Source organism: Sorangium sp. So ce426 (assembly GCF_051475585.1).
GTDB classification, from domain to species: domain Bacteria; phylum Myxococcota_A; class Polyangia; order Polyangiales; family Polyangiaceae; genus Sorangium; species Sorangium cellulosum_B.
In genome coordinates this window covers 6,551,303-6,574,469 of sequence record NZ_CP150341.1, presented here as the reverse complement: position 1 = coordinate 6,574,469, position 23,167 = coordinate 6,551,303, and the positions used below count along the sequence as shown (strand labels likewise).

The following is a 23,167-nucleotide window of genomic DNA, read 5'->3' as shown; positions in this document are numbered from 1 at the left end:
GGTCATCAACCGTAGGGATCGTCGTTCTTCGGCGGCTTCGGCGCGGCCGGCCTGGGCCTGGGCGCCGCCGGCTTGGGCGCCGCGGGCGCCGCCGTCGCCGTGGGGGCCGCGGGCTCCGGCGCCGGGGTGGTCGCTGCAGGCTCCGCGGTCGCCTTGGGCGCCGCGGGCTCCGCCGGCGCCGGCGCCGCAGGCTCGGCCGTCACCTTGGGCGCCGCGGGCTCCGCGGTCGCTCCGGGGGGCGGGGTGGCGCTCGCCGCCGGCGCCGCCGGCGCTTCGGCGGTCGTCGTGGGCGCCGCCGTCGCGGCGGGCGCAGCCTTGTCCGTCGCCGCGGGCACGACCTCCGTCGGCTGAGGCTTCTCCGCGGGAGCCGCAGGTTTCTCCGCCGGCGCTGCAGGCTTCGCCGCGGGCTGCTCCGGCGCGGCCGGCGGGGTCGCGGAGGGCTTGTCGCTCTGCCCGAAGACGAGCCAAAGCGCGCCGCAGAGCGCCGCCGCGACAAGCAGGATCGTGAGCAGCCGCCCGGTGCCGCTGCTCTCCTCTTCCTGTGCGAGCGGAGTCTGGGCCGCGGGTGCGGCCTTGGCCGTGGCCGCCTTGTCTTCCTTGGGCTTGGCGGCCGCTGGCTTCGCCTTCGCCTGATCGTCGGCCGCCTTCACGTCCTGGCGCGCAGGCTTGCCGTGCGGATCCTCCGCCGGCGCCCGGTCCGCGACCTCGGCCGGCCTCCTGGCAGCGGCCGCCTTCGCTGGTCTCGCCTCGGCCGCGGGCGCCTCGTCCCGCGCCTCCCGCTCGTTCGCCAGCTGAGCGACCGCCTGGACCGGCATCGCCGCCGGCTCGGCCAGCGGCCTGACGTGCTCCTCTTTCGGCGCCGGAGCGGGCTCGGCCTTCTTCGGCGGGGCGGCCATGAGCGGCTCCTTGGACGGGCCGATCTCGTCCAGCGAGCCGCCGGCATCGGCGAGCGCTTGCTTCAGCAGCTCGGCCGCCTGCTTCATCATCGTCCGCTCGTCGGGCGGCGGCATCTCCTTCTCGGGGTTCGTCTGCGGGAAGAAGCTGCCGCCCTCCGCGACGTCGGCCTTCTTCGCCTCGCCCTTGCCCGCGTCGCCCTTCGCCCCGATCGAGCCGAGCCCCAGCATCGTCGACGCCCGCTTGACCTGCGCCTGCGCTGCCTTGGAGGCCGCGGGCTCGGCCTGCGGCGCGCTCGCGGTCGCCGACGGGGCCGTGATCTCCTGCACGTCGTCGCCCAGATCCGCGCGGTCGGTGATGCCGGCCTCGAACGCCGACCCGGCGCCCGCTTGCGCGTCGACGAGCCGGGTGATCACGGCCTTGGATTTCTCATCGATCTTGATGAACTTCACGCCCATGCCCGCCGGGTGCGCGTCGCTCCCCTGCGCGGGCTCGCGCTTCCACACGACGCGGCCGACGCCGGCGATCACGGCTTGCTCGTCCTGCAGACGGATCTCGAACTTGAGCAGCGTGCCAGCGGGGAAGGGCGACGGCGTCTTGATGAAGATGCCGCCACGGCTCACGTCATGCGAGTGGTGCTCGATGAACTCGTCGACCGTGGCGCTCTTGTAGCGGACGGTCATCTGCAGCACTCTCGCTCGCGGATCTTTGCGTGTGTCCTGGGCCATCAGGGTAGAACTCCCGTCTACTTCGCGACTCGCTCGCGACTCGCTCCAGCGGATGTGGTCCGCATGTTACCCAAGGTTCGCCGCGAAGCCCAAAGGCTAACACGTGACGGTCGCTTTACCGAACGCAGCCATGGGCGACCGGGCGAGCATGCTGTTCGCGCGGCGCGCGTCACCGCGCTCGCGCCCGCGCCCCTGCGCCGCAGGGCATGGCGAACCGAGCGTGGGCGCGCGTCTCTCGTGATATGTTCGCGTCGACTGGAGAATGCGCCAGGATGGCTGTCCGGGACCACTTTCGCGTTCACGCGAGGCGACGCGTCGATCTTGGGGCGACGCTGCGCGATCGCCAGTCGATCGAGGAGCACGGCGTTCGCATCCGCGATCTGGGGCTGGGCGGCGCCGGCATCGAGCTGTCCGAGGCCCAGCTCGCGTCGGAGCTCCTGGATCCCGAGGCGTCGGTGACGCTCGAGGTCACCGCCCCGAACCTGTGGGATCCGCTGAGCCTCCGCGGTCGCATCGCCTGGATCCGCCGCGGTGCGGCGGGCCGGCCGGCGCGCGCGGGCGTTCGCTTCGAGCACCACGACGCCGGGTCGCTCTACGGCCTCTACCAGCTGCTCGGCACCGAACACTTCGATCTTTAGCGCGGGGGGCGCCCGCTTCGGATACGGGCCCATCTCGACGTTTTCGGTGCTCACCGCACCGGAGTGCGCTTCCGCGCCGAAAACGCCGATCTGGGCCCGTCTCCTGTGCGGGCACCCCCCGCGCTGCGGCTGGAAAGGGGAGCGGGGGCGGAGGGGCTCGGCTGTATCGACGCGCTGCGCTGCGGCGGGGACGGCGCGCTGGAGCACGTCTGCGCGTCGGCGATGTCGCTGTAGGTGCGGGAGGCGGCGCTAGAAGGCGAACACGGGGCTGACGGTGGGGGCCAGGACGAGGCCGAGCGTTGGCCACATCAGCATCACCTTCATCTCGGCAGAGACTCCGAAGTTCTGGGTGATGCCGTAGACCACACCGGCGCCCAGCGCGGAGAAGTTCCGCCCGGTGATCTGGTAGGCGTCGAGATTCTCGACGTAGCGGGTGTTCGCCAGACACCTGTTGCTGCTGCTGGTGCGCACCAGATCCCCCTCCTCGGTGCGGCGATCGCACACATCCACAGGCACCGAGGCGTTCACCTGGGCTAGCCCGATGGGCGAGGCGAAGGCATAGGGGCGGAACCCGCCCTTCTCGACGATCCGATCCCCCAGGAGGAAATACGTGGCGCGGAGCTCGGCATGGAGCGGCAAGAAGCTGAGCGCCTGGAGATGCGGGTTCTGCAGGTCATTGCCCGCCTCGTCCGTCCACGGGTTCGGCGCGTTCTTGGAAGACGGCGAGCCGCCGAACGCGAATCCGACCCGCACGCCGAGGAGCAGCGACAGGTCCGAGAACAGCTGCCGATCGTACGACAGCATCACCCGCCACCCAGCCAGGCTCAGGCCGCCCTTGACCCCGTTCGTTCCCTCCAGATCCGCGGGCTCGCCGTAAAACTGCCGGCCGTCGCCGCCCGGATGGAAGCAGGCGTACGCGGCGTCGCTGCCCGAGCAGACGTAATCCGTACTGCGCACCAGGAGCAGGTCGAGCTGGCCGGAGACGCCGACCACGTTGCGGTTGCCCTTGCCCTTGCCCTTCGACGCCCCGCCGCCTTCGTCGCTCCCCTGCTCGCAGGTCCCGTTCACGCAGGCGAGCCCCGACTGGCACTCCTCGGTCGCCTCGCAGGCCGCACCCCAGGTCTTGTCCCCGCGCTGGCCGCCAGCCTCGGGGCAGCCAGGCAGGCCTGGCGGGCAATCCTCCTTCGCGGCGCACCGCCTCGGCGGCTCCTGGCCAGGCAGCGACGGCTCCTGCTCGATCTCGTTCTTGATCGGCACCCGGTGAGGCGCCTGCATCGAACCGGCGGTGCCCACCGGATCGCCCGCCTCGTCCCTCAGGATGACGAAATACCGGATATCGCCGGTCGTCGTGACATCCTCGCAGGGGATCTCCACCCCGAAGCCGCCCTCGATACGCTTCATCTCGAGCGACTTCCACTTGGGCGAGCCGAACGGCTTGTAGCGGAGCGTCGCCTTGGACGCGTCGATCTCCTCCGGGATCTCAACATACACGGGCACCGGCGTGTTCACCGCCTGCTCCGCCACCGGCGTGTGGGGAACGTCGCCCGCCGCGGCCTTCGTGGCCTTGCCGCCGTCGCGAGGCGCCTTCCCGGCGGCCTGCGCCTCCTTCTGGGCCTCCTTGAACGCCTGGGCCAGCTCGGTCGTCGTCAGCGCGTCGATGAGCGCCGCCTTCGGATCGGCCTGGAGCGCCAGCACGAACTCGGCCCTGGCCTGCCGGAGCTTGTTGCCGCCGCCGTACACCGTGCCGAGCGCGATGTGCAGCTTGCCGACCACCTGCTTCGAGCACGCGTTCTTGTCGCACTTCTTCAGGGCGTCTTTGAGCTTCTTCTCCGCCTTGTCGAACTCGACAGAGAGGTAGTCATCGTCCATCGCCTGGTTGTGCAGCCTCATCGCCTCGGCGTCCTTTTCGCCGGCGGCGCCGGCGATCGCCGGCGCGCCGAGGACCCACAGCGAAGCCAGTGCAGACGCGAGACGAGCGCGGCGTGAACGACGGGAAAACACGGGTTCAGACCTCCAGGGTGTGCTGGGGAGGGGCTCTTGCTTTCAGGAGGAGGGGGCCGGGTCCGGCCCCCTGGGCTGCGCGGTCGAGAGCGACCGTACCCCGATACGCCAGGCGGTGCCCCCGCGACGGCTGGACTACTGCGCGCCCTCCGTGCGGACGAACTGCACGCGCCGGTTCAGGGCACGGTTCTGGTCGGACGTGTTCGGCACGATCGGCTGCTCCATGCCGTACCCCTTCGATGTCAGCCGGGCTTCGTCGATGCCCTTGGCCACCAGGTACTTCTTCACCGAGGCCGCACGCCGATCCGACAACTTCTTGTTGTAGGCCGCGGCGCCCTTGTTGTCCGTGTGCCCCTGGATCTCGATCCTGATCTTCGGGTTCTGCTGGAGGACGTCCACGACGGCGTCGAGGATCGGGAAGCTCTCGGGCCGGATCTTGTCCTTGTCGAACTCGAAGTGGATCTGCTGCGTGATCTTGATCTCCTTCTCGGTGACGATGACAAGGCTCGGCTTCTTCGGGCAGCCCGGCTTGTCGCCGCCGACCACGCCCGGCTCGTTCGGGCACTGGTCCTCGAGATCGACCACGGTGTCCTGGTCGTTGTCCGGCTCGGGGCAGCCGTCGGCGTCCTCGTAGCCGTCCGGATCCTCCGGATCGTTCGCGCAGTTCTTGCCCGTGCTGTCCTTGTCGTTCGCGTCGAGGATCGTGTCGAGGTCGTTGTCGAGCTCGGGGCAGCCGTCCTCGTCGAGGTAGCCATCCTTGTCCTCGGGCAGGAGCACGCAGCTGTCCTTGCTGTTCGTCAGGCCGTCGCCGTCCGTGTCCGGATCGTCCGGGCAGCCGTCATCGTCCTGGAAGCCGTTCCAGGTCTCGGCGTCGCACGGGCACTTCTTGTCCTGCGGATCGAGCAGCCCGTCGCCGTCGCAGTCTCCGGGCTTGGGCGGCGGCGCCTCCTCGACGAACCCGCGCTCGGCGCACTTCTGCGGCGGCGAGAGGTCGTACGCGGCGTGCGTGTTCGCCTTCGCGATGTCGAGGTGCTCCTTGGCCCGGACGAAGAAGCCCTGATCGAGCTCGACCGAGGCGAACGACAGGTGCGACTTCGCCATCGCCAGCTCGCGCGGCGCGCAGCGGAGCGCGCCGTTGCGCTCCGCCTGCTTCGCGATGGTGGTCAGCGCCTCGATGTCGCCGCGCATGACCGGCACCTGCGTGCACGAGAAGGCGGCCCCGGCGATCGCCACGACAGCGACGGCGCCTGCGCGACGGGCGCGGCGGGAACTGCGGCGCGTCATTCCAATGCTCATCGACCCGCGCCCTCGTGCGCCTGTTTCGCTAGGGTGATCGCCTTGTCCGCGTACTCCTCTGCGACGTCGGCGAAGTCGATCGCGTCGCCGTAGTCGGCGGCCGCGGCCTCTTCCCGAGCCTTCCAGAGGTGCTCGCGCGCGGTGTAGTACTCGTACGGCGCATACTTCTCTGCGCCGAGAGCCTCGGCCGTCTCGAGCTTGCTCGAGGCCGAGTTCGCGGTGAACGCGTAGAGGGTACCGCCGCAGCCGCCCGTGAGAGCCGCCGCGAGCACCACACCCGCGCCTGAAATCCAAGTCCCGAATCGCCGCCCGTGCGTCGTCACGATCGCGTTCTTTCTGGAGCGGGCACCTAAGACCGTCTGCCCGGCCGTCGCGACGCTATCAAGGCCGCTCGGCGCACGTCAACCGGCTCGGGTAAGGGAAAGGTGAGGTCAGAGCTTCCGGTAGACGCCGACGACCACGCCGAGGAGCATCGCGGGCTTGAAGTCGCTCGCCCGGACCAGGATCGGCGCCATCGCCGCGTTCGCCGGCTGGAAACGCACGTAGTCCTTCTCGGGGAAGAAGTATTTTACGGTCGCCTCGTCGCCGATCAGCGCCACCACGATGTCGCCGCGCTGCGCGGTGAGCTGCCGGCGCACGAAGATGTAGTCGCCGCTGAAGATGCCCGCCTCGATCATCGAGTCGCCGGTGACGCGCAGGCCGAACACCTCGCGCCCGCCGCGCACCAGCGTGCGCTCGATCCGGACCGTATCGAGGACGTGCTCCTCGGCGAGGATCGGCAGGCCCGCGGCGATCCGGCCGACGACCGCGATCTCGACGAGGTCGTCCTCCTGGTCATTTGCAGGGGCGTCGTTCCCACCGTTCACGAGCGCGCCGCGGAGATCGGCGCCGCCGCCGGCGCCCGCGCCGTCGAGATCGCGCGGGCGGAGCGCGCGCGACTTCATGTCCTCGCGCGTGAGGTAGCCCTTGCGCTCGAGCGCCCGGAGGTGATCGTTCACCCCGTTCGTCGAGCGAATCCCCATATGCGCGCCGATCTCGCGCAGCGTCGGCGGGTAGCCGCGCTCGCTGATCGACTGCCGGATATAGTGAAGCACCTGCTGTTGTCGCTCGGTGAGCCCCTGCATCGGGCGGAACCTACTGAACGGTTGGGTAGATGTCAAAAAAGTGTGGAGCCCCCTCTCCAAGGCATCGATTTTACTGCGATTTTATGGATGCCAGCGGCGCCCGCCCGCCTGCCCGCCCGTCCGGCTCCCGTCGCGCCGCGCCGCGCCGTGAGCCGCGAGGCGCGTCGAGCGTGCAGGGTGAACCGAAGGGCAGGGCGCCGCTGTGGTCAAGCCTGCTTCGGGCCGCTGTTCCGTGAGCTCACCGCCTGACGGGGCTCCAGCATCGCCCGGATCTCTTCGCCGTCGGCGGCCGCCGCGAACGCCTCCTCCAGCGTGATCATCCGGCGCTGGTAGAGGGACACGAGCGACTGGGCCATCGTCTGCATGCCGCTGCCGGCCTGGCCCACCTGCATCTGCGAGTAGATCTGGTGGAGCTTGTCCTCGCGGATGAGGTTCCGGATCGCCGCGTTCGGGATCATGACCTCCATCGCCATGACGCGCCCAGGGCCGTTCGCGCGCGGCAGGAGGAGCTGCGTCATCACGGCGACGAGCGTGAACGAGAGCTGCTGGCGCACCTGCGACTGCTGGTGCGGCGGGAAGACGTCGATGATGCGGTTGATCGTCGAGATCGCCGAGTTCGTGTGGAGCGTGGCGAACACGAGGTGGCCGGTCTCGGCGATCGTCAGCGCCGACTCGACGGTCTCGAGGTCGCGCATCTCACCGACGAGCACGACGTCCGGATCCTGGCGCAGGGCGTACCGCAGGGCGTCCTTGAACGACGCGGTGTCGGAGCCGATCTCGCGCTGGTTCACGAGCGACAGCTTGTGCGGGTGCAGGTACTCGATCGGATCCTCGATCGTGAGGATGTGCAGCCGCTGCTCCGAGTTGATCTTGTCGATGATGCTCGCGAGCGTGGTCGTCTTGCCCGAGCCCGTCGGGCCCGTCACGAGCACGAGGCCGCGGGGCTTGGCGGTGATGTCGAGCACGACCGGCGGCAGGCCCAGCTCGTCGAAGTTCATGATCCGGAAGGGGATCTGCCGGAACGCGGCGGCGACGGCGCCGCGCTGCATGTAGATGTTGGCGCGGAAGCGGGCGAGCCCCTTCATGCCGAACGAGAGATCGAGCTCGTTGCGCTGCTCGAACGCGGCCACCTGCTCCTCGCTCAGCACCGAGTAGCAGAGCTGCTTCGTGTCGCTCGGCATGAGCGGCGGGAGCTTCAGCGGCACCACCGTGCCGTCGATGCGCAGGAGCGGCGGCGTGCCGCTCGTGATGTGCATGTCGCTCGCGCCCTTCTCCACCATCGCGCGGAGGAGCTGCTGGAGCGTGTACCGGAGGCCTTCCTGCTGTCCGACGAGCTCGGTGGTCATGCGCTCAGTCCCCCATCGTCACGCGGCCGACCTCCTCGGTCGTGGTGACGCCCGCGAGCACCTTCTCGATCCCGCTCATCCGGAGGGTCAGCATCCCGCCCTTGATCGCGGCGGCCTTGAGCTCGGCCGTGGACGCGCCCTGGAGGACCATCTCCTTCAGCGCGTCGGTGAACCGCATGACCTCGTAGAGCGCGACGCGGCCCTTGTAGCCCGAGCCGTTGCAGGTCTTGCAGCCCGCGCCGCGGACGAGCTCCGCGCGCGCCACCTGCTGCTCGGTGAAGCCGAAGTCGAGGAGCACCCTCGCGTCGACCTTCAGCGGGACGCGGCAGTCGGGGCAGATCTTGCGCGCGAGGCGCTGGGCCAGCACGAGGTTCACGCTGGCGGTGATGAGGAACGGCTCCACGCCCATGTTGAGGAGGCGCGAGATCGTCGACGGCGCGTCGTTCGTGTGCAGCGTCGAGAGCACGAGGTGGCCGGTGAGCGCGGCCTTGACGGCGATCTCGGCCGTCTCGAAGTCGCGGATCTCGCCGACCATGATGATGTCCGGGTCCTGCCGGAGGAACGACCGCAGCGACATCGCGAAGTTCAGCCCGATGTCGTCGTGCATCTGCACCTGGTTGATGCCGTGCAGGTTGTACTCGACAGGGTCCTCGGCGGTGCTGATGTTCGAGCCGATCTGGTTGAGCTCCGACAGCGCCGAGTAGAGCGTCGTCGTCTTGCCGGAGCCGGTCGGGCCGGTGACGAGGACCATGCCCCACGGCTGGCTGATGGCCCACTTGAAGTCGGCGAGCGGCTTCGGATCGAAGCCGAGCTTCGCCATGTCGAGCTGCAGGTTCGACTTGTCGAGGAGGCGGAGGACGATCTTCTCGCCCCAGATCGTCGGCAGCACCGAGACGCGGAAGTCCATCTCCCGGCCCCTGCCCATCTTCAGCTTGATGCGGCCGTCCTGCGGGAGCCTCCGCTCGGCGATGTCGAGCGAGCTCATGATCTTGAGGCGGCTCGAGATCGCGTTCTTCAGCTTGATCGGCGGCTGCATCTCCTCCATCAGCACGCCGTCGATGCGGTAGCGCACGCGGAGCTTCTTCTCGTACGGCTCGACGTGGATGTCGCTCGCCCCCTTCTTGATGGCGTTCAGGAGGATCGCGTTGACGAGCCGGACCACGGGCGCGCCCTCGGCGGCCTTCTCCAGCTCGAGGACGTTCACGTCGTCGGCCTCGACCTGGAAGCCGACCTCCTCCTCCCCGAACTCGCTCAGCACCTCGTCGTAGGAGGGGCCGACGTTGTAGGCGCGCTCGATCGCCTCCGTGATGCCGGTCTCGGACGCGACGACAGGCTCCACGTTGAAGCCCGTGAGGAACTTGATGTCGTCGATCGCGTGGAGGTTCGTCGGATCGGCCATCGCCACGACGAGCGCCGTCCCCGACCTGGAGATGGGGATGATCTTGTGCTTCTCGCAGACGTCCCGCGAGACGAGGCGCGAGACCTCCGCGTCGATCTCGTACTCGTCGAGGGCGACGGCCGGGACGCGGTACTGCGTCGAGAGGAAGCTCGTGATCTCTCCGTCGGAGATGTACCCGAGCTTGGCGAGCGCGTACCCGAGGTTCTGACCTGTCTTGCGCTGCTCCTCTTGGGCTTGCCTGAGCTGTTGGAGGCTGATGAGCTTTTCGCGGACGAGCAGTTCGCCGAGGCGGTTCGTTGTCGACATCGAGGCCGCAAATCCTGCGGGTGACGAGGGAGGGAGTCAACGCTGGCGGTTGGGGCCGGCGCGCATCAAGGGTAGGATGTCGGACGGTGGCGAGGATGGCGCTGCGTGAGTCTCTTTGAACGGTTCGGGCTCAGGCGGGGGGACAGCCGACGCAGGGCGGCCGAGGCCAAGGAGCTCGCCGGCGATCTCGCGGGGGCGGTCGAGCTGTACCTCGACGCCGGGATGCCGGACGACGCGGCCCGGGTCCTGCTCCTCCGGGCGGACGCCGAGCGCAGCGTCGAGAAGCGGATCGCCTTCTGCGCGTCGGCGTCCCGCATGGCAGAGAGCCCGGAGCTCAAGCGCTCGGCGCTCGGGCGCAAGGCGCTGCTCGCGTTCGATCTGGTGCGCGCGCGGGGCGCGAGCGTGATGCGGAGCGAGGCGCTGGCCGTCGCGCGCGATCTCGAGGAGGCGGGCGAGCTCGAGCGCGCGGCCGACGCGTACGCCCTGGTGGGCGACACCGAGTCGGAGACGCGGGTGCTGGCCGCGGCGGGCGCGATCGAGCGGCTCGAGGAGCGGCTCCGCTCCGCGATGACCGTCGAGAGGGACCAGCGAGAGCTCGCCGCCGTCCTGCGGTCGATCGCGGATCTCGACCGGATGGCGGAGCGCCGCGAGGCGATCGCGGTGGCCGAGGCCTGGATCGCGGGGAACCGCGGCGGCGAGCAGGTGGCCGACGCCCTGCGCGCGATCCGCGCGCGGCTCCTCTCGGGGCCGATCCTGTCGCTCGAGCTCGGCGGCGCGCTCCTGCGGTGCGCGCTCGGCGACGAGGTCACGATCGGCCGCGGCGAGGCGACCATCGTCGTCGCGTCCCGCGCCGTCAGCAGGACGCACGTGAGGATCCGGCGCGGCCCGTCCGGCGTCGAGGTCGAGGATCTCGGGACGCGCAACGGCACGACGCTGGCGGGCGCGCGGCTCACGGGGCCGCTGCCCGTCGGCCGCGGCGTGCAGCTCCTGCTGGGCGGGGAGGTGCCGTGCGCGATCACGCCGCGGACCGGGGAGGGGTGCGTGGTGGAGATCGCGGGCGATCGCTTCACGGCGCCGCTCGGCGATCTGCCGGTCGGCCCCTGGCGGATCCGCGTCGATCGGGCGGGGGCCTCGGCGTTCGTCGCGCTGAAGACGCCGCCGGGGGCGCCGCCGCCGTTCCTCGGCGACTACCAGCTCGCGCCGTCGGTCGAGCTCTGCGCGGGCGACGCGATCGCCTCGGCGCGCGGGGGGACGGCGGTCTTCCGGCTACCCCCCGCGGGCGAGGCTCCGTCGATCCGGCGCGGCGGCGCCGAGGGCGGCGCGGCGTGAGCCTGTGGCGGCGGCTCAAGGAGCGCCTCGGCGGCGCCGCGGCGGACGGCGGTGCTCCGGCGGACGCGCGCGGCGGCGCCGGGCCGGGCGGGGCAGACGTCGGGGGCAGCGCGCATCCTGCGCGAGCGGAGCGGCCGCAGGCGCACGCGCGCGCGTCGCGCGAAGGAGGAAGCGACGACATCGCGCGCCTGCGGAGCGCCGGCACGCGGGAGGGGCCCTCGACGGACGAGGTCATCGCCGTGCTCCGGCGGGCGCGCGGGACGCTCCGGGAGGCCGAGGCCGTGGCGCACCTCGTCGCGGCGATGGAGGAGCGGGTGCTGCCCGATCCGATCCGCGTGGCCTGCGCGGATCTGCTCGCGGCCCGGGGCGACGAGCAGGGCGCACTCGCCGTCCTGGAGGGCGCCGCGTCGCGCGAGCGCGGGGGCGCGTCGCGCGCGCAGCCGGTGTCCTCGACCGAAGGCCTCGTCCTCGCGGCCGATCTCTACGCCTCGCTGGGGCAGCTCCCGCGCGCGGTCGGCGCGATCGAGCGCGTGCTCGTCCGGGAGATCGGCGCGCCGGGCGCGCGCGAGCGCCACCAGCGCTGGCGGGCGGCGCTCGGCGCGGATCGGCCCGCCGCGGTCGCCCGCCTGGACGACGCGACCGTGGTGGCGCCCTCGGCGGGCAAGAGCCCGTTCCGCCTGCTCCGGGAGGTGGCGCGCGGCGGCGCCGGCGCGGTGTACGAGGCCGAGGACGAGGTGCTCGGCCGGCGCATCGGGTTCAAGGTCTACCACGGGCGGGGCGGCGACCGGGCGCACCTCACCCGCGAGGTGCGGCTCGCCGCGGCGCTCGGGGGCCCCGGCGTCGTGCGGGTCTTCGACGCGGACCCCGAGGAGGGGTGGATCGCGCTCGAGTGGATCGCGCGGGGGTCGGTGAGAGACGTGCTCCGCGCCGGCGACGCGGCGGCGCTCGCGCCGATCGCGCGGTGGGCGCGTCCGCTCGCGCGCGCGCTCGCCCGGATCCATGAGCGCGGCTACGTCCACGCGGACGTGAAGCCGGCGAACGTGCTCCTGCGCAACCTCGGCGAGCCCGTGCTCACCGACTTCGGGCTGGCCAGGCCGCGCGGCGCGCCGTCCGCCGGCGGCAGCCCAGGCTACGTCTCACCGGAGCGGCTCGCCGGGCGGGCGAGCGATCCGCGCGATGACGTCTACGGCTTCGGCCGCGTGCTCGAGGACGTCCTCGTCCACCTCGAGCCGCTCGGCGGCGAGGGGCTCGCTCCCTGGAAGGAGCTGTCGCTGCTGTGTCTCGGCCCGGACGAGGACCGGCCGCCGGACGGCGCCGCGCTCGTCCGGGCCGCCCGCTGAGCGCCGCGGCGGGCTCAGCAAGCTTCGAGGCAGCGCTGGTACCGATCGAGCGCGGCCGCGTCGGTGCCGTCGAACGCGCCGCAGGGAGCCTCCGCCGCGCACGCCGACGCGCACCGGACGCGGCCGTCGCACGACGCCTCGGCGGAGATGCCGCCGCCGTGGAAGCCGCACTCCTCGGTGTGCTCCGTCGCCTCATCGCACACGCCCCCGCAGCCGGACGCGAGGGCGACCGCGAGCGCAATTGACGCAGCTGACGCAGCCGACGCGGCTGACGCGGCGCGAGCTGCTCGTGCGCTTCGGGGTGCTTCCGTCCACCAACGACGCCTGCCTTCGCTCATGCCTGTTCTCTGCCGGCTGATCTCTCGTGCGGGGGACCTCACGCTGCGCCGTGGTGCGGCGCAGCGTGGCAACCCGCTTCGCTTCGGGCGCGGCCCTGGGTAGATTGCTCGCCTGCATGCGCGTACGCAACGAGAAGAGGGCGCCCTGATGCGCTTGGCCATCGTCGCCACGCCCAGCTTGCACCGCGATCAGCGGCCGGCGCCCGGCTCGCTCGACGGAGATCTCATCCGGGCCCGCCTCTCGCTGGACGACGCGGGCTTCCGGGTGATCGACGTCGATCCCGCCCGGGATCTCGCGGAGCAGCTCGACGCGCTGTTCGACGAGGTCGTCGCGACGCGGAGGACGCTGGTCGACGCGGAGGACGCCGCGCGCGACGATGCGTCCACCCTGTTCCTCTTCTACGCCTCAAGCGCGGTCGCGCTGTCGCCGGACGGGGAGCTCTTCCTCTGCCTCGACCCCGAGAACCCCGGCCTGGGTGACGCGCTGAGCGACATCGCCGCGGTGTTCCGCGATCGCGCGCGCGGCGAGGTGCTCTTCGTCCTCGAGTGCCATCACGGCCCCGGGGCGACCTCGCGCGCCGTCGTCGCCGCCGCGGAGCAGGCGGTGGCGTCTTCCGTGACGGGGGTCGAGCTCCTCGTCGCGGCCCACCCGATCGGCTCGCTCGACGCGGATCTGCCGTCGGTGCTCACCCGCGCCTTCGTCGAGCACCTCGACGAGGCCGAGCCGGAGCGCGGCCTCACCGCGGAGGCGATCATCCGCCGCGTGGAGGGGAACGCCGAGCTCGCCAGCGCCATCCCGTGCTTCGCGCGGACGGGCGGGCGGGGCTCCTTCTCGGTGCTCGTCCCGCGCGGCGGCGCCCCGGGCGCGCGCCCGGCGGAGAGGCCCGACGCAGCGCAGCTGGTCGTCGCGGACGAGCGGGACGCCGCCACCACGCCGGCGCCGGCGCCGGACGATCCGGTCGCGCAGTACCTCGCGGCTGGCGACATGCTCGCCGCAGCCGCGGATCTGGACGGCGCGCTCACGGCGTACAAGAAGGCGCTCGCGCTCGTCGGCGTCGCGCACCGGGACGCCCGCGCGGAGGTGCACCTGCGCATCGCCCAGACCAGATGGCGCCAGGAGCGGCACCGCGAGGCGATCGAGAGCTTCGACAAGGCGCTCGCGCTCGCGCCGGAGCACCGGCCCGCGCTCGAGGCCCTGGTCGAGCTCCACCTCGCCGCGCGCGATTTCGTCCGGCTGCGCATCGCGGAGGAGCGGCTGCTCACGCGCGTCGAGGGGGACGGCGATCGCTTCGGGCTCCTCGTCCAGTCCGCAGAGCGCTGGGAGAGCATCGCCGGGGAGCCGGCGCGCGCGCTGGAGCTCCTCGAGCGGGCGCGGGAGCTCCGCCCCGACGACCCCGCGGTCCTGCGCGACCTGGGCCGGCTCTACGAGGCCGCGGGCGACGTAGAGGCGTCGATCGAGGCGCGCCGCTGCCTCATCGAGCGGATGGAGGAGCCCAGGGAGCGGGCGGTCGCGCTCCTGGAGCTCGCGCGCGCCGCGATGCAGGGCGAGGCCCGCGCGACCTTGACCGAGGTCACGCGGGAGCGGGACGGGATCGAGCTGCTCGAGCGCGCGCTGGACGCAGATCCCACGTTCCTCGATCCGCTCTCCCTCATCGCGATCCTCCTCTCGGCGCGGCAGGAATGGGGCGAGCTCGAGCTCGCGTACCGGCGGATGCTCGATCGGGCGCAGCGCATCGCCGACCTGCGCGTCCGGAGCGACGTCACCTGGGAGCTCTGCCGCCGCCTCGGCATGCTCTTCCGCGATCACCTCGAGGATCCCAGCTCCGCGCTGGAGGCGTTCGAGGGCGCGGTGGACGAGCGACCGGACGACGTCCCGGGGCGGCTCAGCGCGGCGTCGCTCGCGCGGACCGCCGGCCGGCTCGAGCGCGCCGCCGCGCACCTCCAGGCCGCGGCGGTGCTCGATCCCGGCAACGTCCAGGTGTTTCACGACCTGTTCGACACGTTCCAGAAGCTGAGGCGGGTCGACCAGGCGTGGTCCGCGGCGAGCGTGGCTGTCTACCTCGGCGCGGCCGAGGCGCGGGAGCGCTTCATCTTCGAGGAGCACCGCCCGGCGGGCCTCGTCCAGCCTGCGCGCGGGCTGAGCGCCGCGACGTGGGACCTCCTGCGCGCGGGCGATCGCGATCGCGCGCTCGAGGAGGTCCTCGCGTCGGTCGCAGGCGCCGCGATCCGCGCGCGGTTCGCCCAGCGCGTGCGGGAGAAGCGGGTTCCCCAGCTCGATCCGGCCGCGCGCGCCGACGCGGAGCGGAACGCGGCGGGCGTGGTCCGCCTGTTCTCGTGGGCGAGCCGGTGTCTCGGGATCGCCGCGCCGGCGGTCTACCTCCGCAAGGACGCGCCGATCGCGGTCGCCTCGGTGGCGGTCGAGGAGTCGAGCGTGCTCGTCGGCGGCGAGGCGCTCCGCGGGAGGACGGCGGCCGAGCTCGCGTTCCTGGTGGGCAGCCACGTCGCGTACCACGTCGGCCCGCACCGGCTGCTGCTCCATTTCCCGTCGCTCGAGGAGCTCGGCGTCTGTCTTGCCGCAGCGGTGAAGGTGGCGCGGCCGTCGGAGCTCGTCCCCGCCGACCTCGAGGGCGCGGTGCTCGCGCTGGTGCCCCTCCTCGACGAGCACCTGACGGAGAGCGAGCGTGACGCCCTGGAGGCCGCGGTGTTCGAGCTCTACGAGATCCGCGCGCCGCTCGATCTCGCGCACTGGGTGGGATCGGTCGAGCGGTGCGCTGCCCGGGTCGGCTATCTGCTGACCGGCGATCTCTCGGTGGCGGCGTCGTCGCTCTCGCGGGGAGACGCGCCGGGCGTTCTGACGCCCGAGGAGAAGATCGGCGATCTCCTGTCGTTCACGGTCTCGGACGCCTACCACGCCTTGCGCGAGGAGCTCGGCGTCGCGATCGAGCCCTGAAGCTGCCGTTCACTCCTTGCCCTGGAGGTAGGCGAGGTACGCGTCGTGGCTCGGCGGGCGGCCGAGGAAGCGGGTGACGAGCGCTCCCGCATCGACGCCGCCGCCCTTCGCGAGCACCTCGTCGCGGAACGCGCGCGCGACGGCGGGGTTCAGCAGGCCTTCCTGCTTGAAGCGGGTGAGCACGTCGCGCGAGAGCGACAGCGCCCACTGGTAGCCGTAGTAGCCCGCGTCGTAGGTGATGAGGTGCCCGAAGCTCGACTGCAGGTGCGTCCCCTTCACAAAGGCGAAGGACTCGTTCGCGCGCTGCGCCTGCTCCACGACCACGGTCGCGTCGAAGCCCGGATCGCGGGTGTGGAGCTCCAGATCGATCGACGCGAGCGTGAGCTGCCGCTGCGTCGCGAGCGCTCGGCCGAAGCCTCGCGCGCGGGTCATCGCCTGGAAGAGGGCGTCCGGGATCTTCTCGCCGGTCGCGTGGTGCTTCGCGAACAGATCGAGCACCTCGCGCGACCACGCCCACTCCTCGAACATCTGGCTCGGCGCCTCGACGAAGTCGCGCACCGTCGCGGTCCCTGAATAGGAGGCCAGCTCCGAGCGCGTCAGGAGGTGGTGCAGCACGTGCCCGAACTCGTGGAAGAACGTCACCACGTCCTCGTGGGACATCAGCGCCGGCTGCGCCCCCGGCTTCGGGAAGTTGCACTCGAGCGCCGCGACGGGGCTCTGCCACGACCCGTCGTCGAGCAGCTTCGCCGTCCGCACGGTGAACATCGCCGCGTGTTTGTACTTGTCGGGCCTGCTGTACAGGTCGAGGTAGAACTTGCCGATCAGCTTGCCCTCGGAGCGCACCTCGTACGCGGTCACGTCGGGGTGCCACGCCTTCGCGGGGACCTCCTTGTACTCGAGGGCGTACATCTTCGCGGTGATGTCCATGAGCCCCTGCTTCACCGCGCCGAGCTCGAGGTAATCCGAGAGCGCCTGCGAATCGAACTGGTAGGTGGACGCGCGGACCCGATCCTCGAGGAAGTAGCGATCGGAGGGGGGGAGCCTGTCGGTCGGCTTGCCTCCGAGCCGCACGTGCTCCTTCATCAGCGCGGCGAACTCGGCCTTGGCGGGCTCTTTCAGCGCGGTCCTGACCTGGTCGAGGAAGCCGCGCACGGCGCCGCTCGTCTTGGCCATCCGCGGCTCGATGGCGTAGTCCGCCCAGCTCTTGTAGCCGAGCATCTTCGCCTTCTCGGAGCGGAGCGCGAGGAGGCGATCGAGCAGCTTCACGTTCTTCTCGCCGCCGCGGTTGGTGAACAGGACGTAGAGGGCGAGCGCGGCCTTGCGGTCCTTGGCGTAGGTGACGAACGGGAAGAAGTCAGGGTAGTCGGTGGTGATCTCGACCTTGCCGTTCGCCTTGGGCGCGTGCTTCGCCACGTACTCCTTGGGCAGCCCCTGGAGGGAGGCGGGCGCGATCTCGATCGATGCGGTCGACGCGGACAGGTTCGACATGAACTCCTGCCCGATGCGGGTGATCTGCTCGTTCACGTCGCGGAGGCGCTGCTGTCGGTCTACCGGCAGCGACAGCCCGTTGCGGCGGAAGTCGCGGAGGACGTCGGAGAGCAGCCGTGCGCGCTCACCGCTCAACGCCTCGCGCGCGTCGCCTTTCGCGGCGTACGCCCCGATGACGGCGGCGAGATCGGCGTCCAGCCACATCGCGGTCGTGAACCTGTCGACCTTCGGCTCGCAGAGCCTCGCGGCCTCTCGCACCGCCGCGTCCGGGTGGGCGACCCCCATCAGGTACGGGAACTCGCCCGCGCTGTTCACCTCGAGCGTGGCGTCGTCGAACCGCCCGAGCGTCGCGGCGTAGGTGAGCTTCTCCGGCGGCGCGCCTCGGAGCGCCCTGATCGCGTCGAGGTGCCCCTCCGCGGCGCGCAGGTGCTCGTCGCAGAGCTGCTTCACGCCCTCCACGGTGAGCCCCTGCGCCACGGGATCGAACTCGGCGCGCGGCGGCGTCTCGGACGGCGCGGTCGTCGCCGGCGTCGACGTCGGGCCCTGCGGCGAGGCGCTGCCGGCCGTGGCCGGCGAGGAGACCCCACCGGTCCGGGTGCCAGCGTTGCAGGCGACGAGCAGGAGAAGTGAGAGGAGCCCTGAGCGCGCGGGTGTGGTGCCGACCTTCATGTCGGTCGGGCTATACCACGGGGAGCGGGGAGGCCCGGGGAGAGCCGCCGGCGATCGGCGCGCCCGGTGTGCCGACGACGACGCGCGCGGTGCCGGCCTTCGAGCGCGGTCCGGCGTCGCGTGCTCTGGCGCACCCGGCGGCGAGCGCCCGGGGGACGGGCGCTCACGCCATGAGGTGCTTCAGAGCCTCACTCGGTCTCCGGCGGCAGGTAGGCGAAGAGGCAGTTGTATCCTCGGCTCGTCACGTCGGCGGCGGGCGTCCCGGCCGATACCCTGACGAGCAGCCGGTTGTCCGCAGGGGCCTCCGGGATCGCGACCCGCTCGACGTACAGGTCTTCGTCCTCGGTCTCCGTGGCCGAGTAGGTGGCGGCGTCGATCGATGTGCCGTCTCCGTTCAGCACCTCGGCGCTGAGCTCGCGGACCCCGGACCCGTTGCGCTGCGCCTCGCAGACGACCGAGAACGTCCAGCCCTCTTCCACGTCCTCGAGGGGGACCGCATAGATGTCGACGTCGGCGGTCTCTCCGTCGGCGAGCTGGCCCTCGATCGCGTAGCTGACGCCGCCTCCCCCGTTGGGGAAGGAGACCAGGCCGCCTTCCGGCGTCTCCACGACACCGTTGGTCTCCTCCTCGGCCTCGAGGGGATCGGAGCTCATGCGGTTGTGCAGCAGGATGTAGAAGTCGTTCTTTCCTACCTCTCCCGCAGGGCGCTTGACGAAGACGAGGTACTCTTGCCCGGCTTCCACCGGGAGGGTGATATCGCCGCCGTTCGTCGGGTCCACCTTCGCGTACGCGTTGGTCAGATCGGTCGAAGCGAACACGGCGATCTCGCTGACCTTCACCGTCGACCCGTTGCCCTCGATCCCTGTCGGCTGGTCGGCGATCAGCTGGGCGAGGATGACGTTGTCGACCGCGGGGGTCTCCGGCGGGGTGAACGAATACACGTCGACGTCGGTCGCGCTCTCGAAATTGCCGAACGCGAAGGTGGTGAAGTACCCCGACTCGTCGTTGTTCAGCTCATAATGCAGCTGCACGGCGTGCTCGGCGTCATTGTTGGGCTCGGCCTCACTGATGAGGCTGTCAGTTTCGCTCTCCGCCACATCGAGCGGAAGGAGCGCCACCCCGTAGTCGAAGCTCACGACCTCGGCGGGGTCGAAGCAGCCGTTCGGGAAGGCGAACTGCGGGAAGGCGGCGTTGCAATCCTGGACGACGATGAAGTACTCGCCGTCTGCTGGCAGGACGGTGAGCAGCTCGCTGTCATTGGTGAAGCCCCGGGCCGGGTCGTCGTTCTGCGCGAGCTGGTTCCCGTCGGCGTCGAGCAGCGTGAGGACGGTATCCGGGTATGTCGGATCCCTCTCGTCATCCGGCGGCCTCGCGTCGCTCAGGATGTACACCGGCTGCCCCTTGGCTCCGGTGAAGCTGTAGTAGTCAGCGTCCTCGTCCAGCGGCTCGAGCGTCCCCTCGAGCCAACCGTCCTCGGATTGGATCGGCTCTGCTTCTTCGGGGCTGTCGTTCCCGTCGTCCACCTCGCCTGAGCCCGTGGAGGTGCTGCCGGCGGTGGGGCCGGTGGTCGCGGAGGACGTCGTGGTGCTGCTCCCGGCTCCTCCCTCGCCGCCGCCGCCTCCCTCGCCGTCGTTGTCTCCGCCGCAGCCTGCGGCGGCCGCCGCGATCGTGCCGAGCACGAAGAAACCCAGAAAATGCATCGACTTCATGGCACCTCCAACGTTTGCTATCCCACAGCGACTCCTGGTGTAGCGGCGTGGGAAATATACACCTACGCTTCTGCTCGTCCTGCGCGCCATGGGAACGCACGCTTTTGACGGGCGGAGATCTGGAGCATACGTAACGGCCGGGGGCTGCTCCACAACCGAATCGCCGGTATGACGGATCGGCCTGTAGAGCTCGGTGCATGGCGGGTCGGATGGCGATGGAGCCGGGCCTGACACCCTGAGAAGAAATCCGATCTCCGTTGGTGCGCTTGACGACTCGGGCGGAACACGGAGTTCGCCGGTGGGCTCACGAGCTCGATTCGCCTCCGGCGGCGCGCGCTTCCAGCAGGGGGATCCGGGGCAGGGGCGAGCCGGCGACGCGCGGCCGCCCCCTGCTCGCCTCTCGCCGCCGGCTCGGCCGCGTGCTCCGATGGCCGCTGGAACTTTCGCCATGCCCCGTCCCGCGCTCCTCCTGGCCCTGCTGCTCCTCGCTCCCACCCCTGGATGCTCGTCGGACATCGACGCGTGCGAGGTGGTCTGCACCAAGAACGCCGAGTGCCAGACCGACAGCCCTGGAAAGGACACGTGCGTCGCGCTGTGCCTCGAGCTGTCCGACCGCGCGTCCTATGCCACGGCCATCGAGCGCACGGCCGAGTGTTACGAGGAAGAGGACCGGTCCTGCGCCGATCTCGCGGGTGGCGTCTGCGACTACTCGCCGGAGGATTGAGCGACGAGGCCCGCCGTGTCTCCGGCGCGGGGCGCGCTGGCTACTCGGCCGCCATGAACGGATAGGCGACCGCGCGCGGCGGGGCGAACGTCTCCTTCACGACCCGCGGGGAGACCCAGCGGAGCAGGTTGAACAGGCTGCCCGCCTTGTCGTTCGTGCCGGAGGCGCGCGCGCCGCCGAACGGCTGCTGCCCGACGACGGCGCCGGTCGGCTTGTCGTTGATGTAGAAATTGCCCGCGGCGAAGCGGAGCGCGTCGCTCGCCGCCTCGATGAACGCCCGATCCCGCGCGAACACGGCGCCGGTCAGGCCATACGGCGACGTCTCGTCGCAGAGCGCGAGCGCCCTGTGCTCCTCGCCGTCGGGGTAGACCCAGACCGTGAGCACCGGCCCGAACAGCTCCTCCGCCATCAGCGGGTGGCGCGGATCCGTTGTCTCGATCAGCGTCGGCTCCACGAACCAGCCGTCGCTCCCGTCGTGCGCGCGCGCGCCGCCGCCGCACACGATCGAGCACGCCGCGTCCGACTTCGCCGCGGCGATCCGCCCCGTGAGCCGGGCGTGCGCGCGCTCGTCGATCACCGCGCCCATGAAGTTGCGGAAGTCGGCGACGTCCCCCACGCGGATCGCCCGGATGTGGCCCACGAGCCGGTCCTTGAGGGCCGGCCAGAGCGAGCGGGGGATGTACGCGCGCGACGCGGCCGAGCACTTCTGCCCCTGGAATTCGTAGGCGCCCCGGACGAGCGCCACGGCGAGCGCGTCGACGTCGGCGCTCGCGTGCGCGAAGACGAAGTCCTTCCCGCCGGTCTCGCCCACGATCCGCGGGTAGCTGCGGTAGCGCCCGATGTTCTCCCCGATGCGGCGCCAGATCGACTGGAAGACCGCGGTCGAGCCGGTGAAGTGGATGCCGGCGAAGTCCGGATGATCGAGGCACGCGTTCGAGACGAGCTCGGGCGGGCCCATGACGAGGTTGATGACGCCGCGCGGGAGGCCCGCCTCGATCAACAGCTCCATCACGAAGTGCGCGGAGTACAGCGCGTTCGCGGACGGCTTCCAGACCACCGTGTTGCCCATCAGCGCCGGGGCCGCGCACAGGTTGCCGGCGATCGCGGTGAAGTTGAACGGCGTCGCCGCGAAGACGAAGCCCTCCAGCGGGCGAGGCTCCGCGAGGTTCCAGATGCCGGGCGCGCTCGCCGGCTGCTCCGCCGCGATCCGGTGCGCGAAGTGGACGTTGTAGCGGAAGAAGTCGATGAGCTCGCAGGCCGAGTCGATCTCCGCCTGGTACGCCGTCTTGCTCTGCCCGAGCATCGTCGCCGCGTTGAGCGTGGGGCGGTACCGGGTCGCGAGCAGCTCGGCCGCCTTGAGGAACACGGCGGCGCGCTCGGTCCACGGCGTCCTCGACCAGGCCGGGTGCGCCCGCCGGGCGGCCTCGATCGCGCGCGCGACGTGCTCGGCGCCGCCTTGATGGGCGCGGGCGAGGAGGAGGTCGCGCCGGTGCGGCGCGCGGACGTCGTCGAGCGCGCCGGTCCGGATCGCCTCCCCGTCGATGACCATCGGGATCTCGATCGTCTCCCGCGCCCGGCGGTCGAGCTCCGCCTTGAGGGCCGCGCGCTCGGGGCTGCCAGGCGCGTACGTGAGGACGGGCTCGTTCTGAGGGCTCGGGGGCGTGGCGATGGCGTCGATCATGACGCGAGTCTAGCGGCGGAGCCGAGGGCGCGCAGGCTCCGGCGCCGCTGCTCTCCGCAGCGGCGTGAGCCAGATGGCCGCAGAGGAGAGAGCTCGGTGCAATCACGCGATATCACGCGATTCGCACGACTCCAGCGATGCCAGGTTTCCGGCGTCGCTCGCCTTGGGCAGCGACCACGTCGCCGCTACTCTCGTCGGATGCGCGAGCTCATCACGCCGCCCGATGCGATCCTCGACCCGAGCACGGGAGCGGCGCGCGTCGGGTCGTACCGGGGCGATCTCCCGCGCGTCGACCCGGCGCTCCTCGCGCCGCGCAGGCTCGATCGGCTGCTCAAGCACAAGCGATGGGTCTACGTGGCGATCGCGTCCGACGAGATCTTCATCGCCGTCGCGGTCGTGCACCTCGGCTATCTGTCGATCGCGTTCAGCGTCGTCTTCGACAAGGCAGGCCGGCGGCTGCTCGTGGACCGCGCGGCGTTCGGGCCGCCCTTCGCGGCGAGCGTGGGCGACGCGGGCGGCGAAGGCCGCTCCTCGCGGGCGTGGCTCCCCCGCGCGCGCGTCCGGATCGAGCGGCCGCGCACGGACGCGACGACCGCGCTGACCGCCGCGCTCCGCGGCGTCGAGCTCGAGGCGCGGCTCGACAGCCGCGCGGCGCCGCCGGCGCTCTCGGCGATCGCGCAGGCCTCGGATGGCTTCCTGATCACCACCGAGAAGCGCCTGCTCCTCGGCGTCGAAGGCGAGGCGTCGGTGCTCGGTCGCCGCATCTCGCTCGACGGAGCGATCGCCAGCTACGACTACACGGGCGGCCTCCTGCGGCGCCGCACGACCTGGCGCTGGGCCCTCGCGCTCGGGCGCGCGGAGAGCGGCGAGCGCGTCGGCCTGAACCTCGGCGAAGGCTTCGTCGGCGACGCCGAGTGCGCGATCTGGATCGACGGCGAGCTCATCCCGCTCGCGGAGGGCCGGTTCACCTTCGACGCGGCGCGGCCGCTCGATCCGTGGCGCGTCCGGACCGCGGACGGCGCCGTGGATCTATGCTTCGTCCCCGGCGCGGCGCACTCGAACCACACGAACCTCGGCCTGCTCGCGTCGGAGTTCATGCAGCCGATCGGCCTCTACTCGGGCACGATCCGCCTCCCGGACGGGCGGCTCCTCGAGCTCCGGGACGTCCTCGGCGTCACGGAGGACCAGGACATCACCTGGTAGGGGC

General features: G+C 71.3%; 17 protein-coding genes. 6 read left to right on the top strand and 11 right to left on the bottom strand.

Translation table 11 applies throughout. The features are described from left to right. Positions 1 to 5 precede the first annotated feature (5 nt). Positions 6 to 1,622, bottom strand: coding sequence for a TIGR02266 family protein (locus WMF44_RS24385; protein ID WP_437301489.1), 1,617 nt, complete (start codon positions 1,620 to 1,622; stop codon positions 6 to 8). Positions 1,623 to 1,894: 272 nt separating this feature from the next. Between WMF44_RS24385 and WMF44_RS24380 the strand changes: the two genes are divergently transcribed. Then, positions 1,895 to 2,260 carry a PilZ domain-containing protein gene (locus WMF44_RS24380; RefSeq protein WP_012237106.1) on the top strand — a complete coding sequence of 122 codons (366 nt, stop codon included), beginning with the start codon at positions 1,895 to 1,897 and terminating at the stop codon, positions 2,258 to 2,260. 249 nt (positions 2,261 to 2,509) lie between these two features. On the opposite strand, the gene WMF44_RS24375 is transcribed toward WMF44_RS24380, so the two are convergent. From WMF44_RS24375 to pilB, 6 genes are all read right to left on the bottom strand, one after another. Then, a complete protein-coding gene (locus WMF44_RS24375) occupies positions 2,510 to 4,261 on the bottom strand; it encodes a hypothetical protein (protein WP_437301488.1) in 1,752 nt (583 codons plus the stop codon). A 135-nt stretch (positions 4,262 to 4,396) separates the two neighbouring features. Beyond that, the gene (locus tag WMF44_RS24370; protein WP_437301487.1) at positions 4,397 to 5,545 is read right to left on the bottom strand and encodes an OmpA family protein; all 1,149 of its coding nucleotides are present in this window, start codon (positions 5,543 to 5,545) and stop codon (positions 4,397 to 4,399) included. 8 nt (positions 5,546 to 5,553) lie between these two features. Then, the gene (locus tag WMF44_RS24365; RefSeq protein ID WP_044965531.1) at positions 5,554 to 5,832 is read right to left on the bottom strand and encodes a DUF4398 domain-containing protein; all 279 of its coding nucleotides are present in this window, start codon (positions 5,830 to 5,832) and stop codon (positions 5,554 to 5,556) included. Between the two features lie 156 nt (positions 5,833 to 5,988). After that, positions 5,989 to 6,681 carry a transcriptional repressor LexA gene (gene lexA, locus WMF44_RS24360; RefSeq protein WP_012237101.1) on the bottom strand — a complete coding sequence of 231 codons (693 nt, stop codon included), beginning with the start codon at positions 6,679 to 6,681 and terminating at the stop codon, positions 5,989 to 5,991. Positions 6,682 to 6,887: 206 nt separating this feature from the next. Next, positions 6,888 to 8,027: a type IV pilus twitching motility protein PilT gene (locus WMF44_RS24355; RefSeq protein ID WP_437301486.1), complete on the bottom strand. Its 1,140-nt coding sequence runs from the start codon at positions 8,025 to 8,027 to the stop codon at positions 6,888 to 6,890. 4 nt (positions 8,028 to 8,031) lie between these two features. Continuing rightward, on the bottom strand, positions 8,032 to 9,732 hold the full coding sequence (pilB, locus tag WMF44_RS24350) for a type IV-A pilus assembly ATPase PilB (protein ID WP_437301485.1): 1,701 nt from the start codon (positions 9,730 to 9,732) through the stop codon (positions 8,032 to 8,034). A 105-nt stretch (positions 9,733 to 9,837) separates the two neighbouring features. Here pilB and WMF44_RS24345 point away from each other — a divergent pair, with 105 nt between their 5' ends. Both WMF44_RS24345 and WMF44_RS24340 read left to right on the top strand, forming a co-directional pair. Continuing rightward, positions 9,838 to 11,061 carry an FHA domain-containing protein gene (locus tag WMF44_RS24345; protein ID WP_437301484.1) on the top strand — a complete coding sequence of 408 codons (1,224 nt, stop codon included), beginning with the start codon at positions 9,838 to 9,840 and terminating at the stop codon, positions 11,059 to 11,061. Beyond that, entirely contained in the window at positions 11,058 to 12,401 is a 1,344-nt protein-coding gene (locus WMF44_RS24340; RefSeq protein ID WP_437301483.1) for a serine/threonine-protein kinase, read from the top strand. The genes WMF44_RS24345 and WMF44_RS24340 overlap by 4 nt, the downstream gene beginning before the upstream one ends. Positions 12,402 to 12,415: 14 nt before the next feature. Here WMF44_RS24340 and WMF44_RS24335 read toward each other — a convergent pair whose 3' ends face one another. Further along, positions 12,416 to 12,604: a hypothetical protein gene (locus WMF44_RS24335; protein ID WP_437301482.1), complete on the bottom strand. Its 189-nt coding sequence runs from the start codon at positions 12,602 to 12,604 to the stop codon at positions 12,416 to 12,418. 283 nt (positions 12,605 to 12,887) lie between these two features. On the opposite strand from WMF44_RS24335, the gene WMF44_RS24330 reads away from it, so the two are divergent. Then, complete coding sequence (locus tag WMF44_RS24330) at positions 12,888 to 15,689, top strand: tetratricopeptide repeat protein (RefSeq protein WP_437301481.1); 2,802 nt, start codon at positions 12,888 to 12,890, stop codon at positions 15,687 to 15,689. Positions 15,690 to 15,698: 9 nt separating this feature from the next. Here WMF44_RS24330 and WMF44_RS24325 read toward each other — a convergent pair whose 3' ends face one another. Next, positions 15,699 to 17,846 (bottom strand): M3 family metallopeptidase, encoded by a 2,148-nt coding sequence (locus tag WMF44_RS24325; protein ID WP_437301480.1) that lies wholly within the window; start codon positions 17,844 to 17,846, stop codon positions 15,699 to 15,701. Between the two features lie 188 nt (positions 17,847 to 18,034). Next, positions 18,035 to 19,555, bottom strand: coding sequence for a PPC domain-containing protein (locus tag WMF44_RS24320; RefSeq protein ID WP_437301479.1), 1,521 nt, complete (start codon positions 19,553 to 19,555; stop codon positions 18,035 to 18,037). Positions 19,556 to 20,003: 448 nt separating this feature from the next. Here WMF44_RS24320 and WMF44_RS24315 point away from each other — a divergent pair, with 448 nt between their 5' ends. Then, positions 20,004 to 20,279: a hypothetical protein gene (locus WMF44_RS24315; protein WP_437301478.1), complete on the top strand. Its 276-nt coding sequence runs from the start codon at positions 20,004 to 20,006 to the stop codon at positions 20,277 to 20,279. 40 nt (positions 20,280 to 20,319) lie between these two features. Here WMF44_RS24315 and pruA read toward each other — a convergent pair whose 3' ends face one another. Continuing rightward, positions 20,320 to 21,960, bottom strand: coding sequence for an L-glutamate gamma-semialdehyde dehydrogenase (pruA, locus tag WMF44_RS24310; RefSeq protein ID WP_437301477.1), 1,641 nt, complete (start codon positions 21,958 to 21,960; stop codon positions 20,320 to 20,322). Between the two features lie 198 nt (positions 21,961 to 22,158). Between pruA and WMF44_RS24305 the strand changes: the two genes are divergently transcribed. Continuing rightward, positions 22,159 to 23,163 carry a DUF2804 domain-containing protein gene (locus tag WMF44_RS24305; protein WP_437301476.1) on the top strand — a complete coding sequence of 335 codons (1,005 nt, stop codon included), beginning with the start codon at positions 22,159 to 22,161 and terminating at the stop codon, positions 23,161 to 23,163. Positions 23,164 to 23,167 lie beyond the last annotated feature (4 nt).

Coding starts and splice junctions, on each gene's coding strand:
- pruA (WP_437301477.1), bottom strand. CDS start 21,960: ATGATCGACGCCATCGCCACGCCCCCGAGCCCTCAGAACGAGCCCGTC.
- WMF44_RS24330 (WP_437301481.1), top strand. CDS start 12,888: ATGCGCTTGGCCATCGTCGCCACGCCCAGCTTGCACCGCGATCAGCGG.
- WMF44_RS24320 (WP_437301479.1), bottom strand. CDS start 19,555: ATGAAGTCGATGCATTTTCTGGGTTTCTTCGTGCTCGGCACGATCGCG.
- WMF44_RS24305 (WP_437301476.1), top strand. CDS start 22,159: ATGCGCGAGCTCATCACGCCGCCCGATGCGATCCTCGACCCGAGCACG.
- WMF44_RS24325 (WP_437301480.1), bottom strand. CDS start 17,846: ATGAAGGTCGGCACCACACCCGCGCGCTCAGGGCTCCTCTCACTTCTC.
- WMF44_RS24385 (WP_437301489.1), bottom strand. CDS start 1,622: ATGGCCCAGGACACACGCAAAGATCCGCGAGCGAGAGTGCTGCAGATG.
- lexA (WP_012237101.1), bottom strand. CDS start 6,681: ATGCAGGGGCTCACCGAGCGACAACAGCAGGTGCTTCACTATATCCGG.
- WMF44_RS24370 (WP_437301487.1), bottom strand. CDS start 5,545: ATGACGCGCCGCAGTTCCCGCCGCGCCCGTCGCGCAGGCGCCGTCGCT.
- WMF44_RS24355 (WP_437301486.1), bottom strand. CDS start 8,027: ATGACCACCGAGCTCGTCGGACAGCAGGAAGGCCTCCGGTACACGCTC.
- pilB (WP_437301485.1), bottom strand. CDS start 9,732: ATGTCGACAACGAACCGCCTCGGCGAACTGCTCGTCCGCGAAAAGCTC.
- WMF44_RS24315 (WP_437301478.1), top strand. CDS start 20,004: ATGCCCCGTCCCGCGCTCCTCCTGGCCCTGCTGCTCCTCGCTCCCACC.
- WMF44_RS24380 (WP_012237106.1), top strand. CDS start 1,895: ATGGCTGTCCGGGACCACTTTCGCGTTCACGCGAGGCGACGCGTCGAT.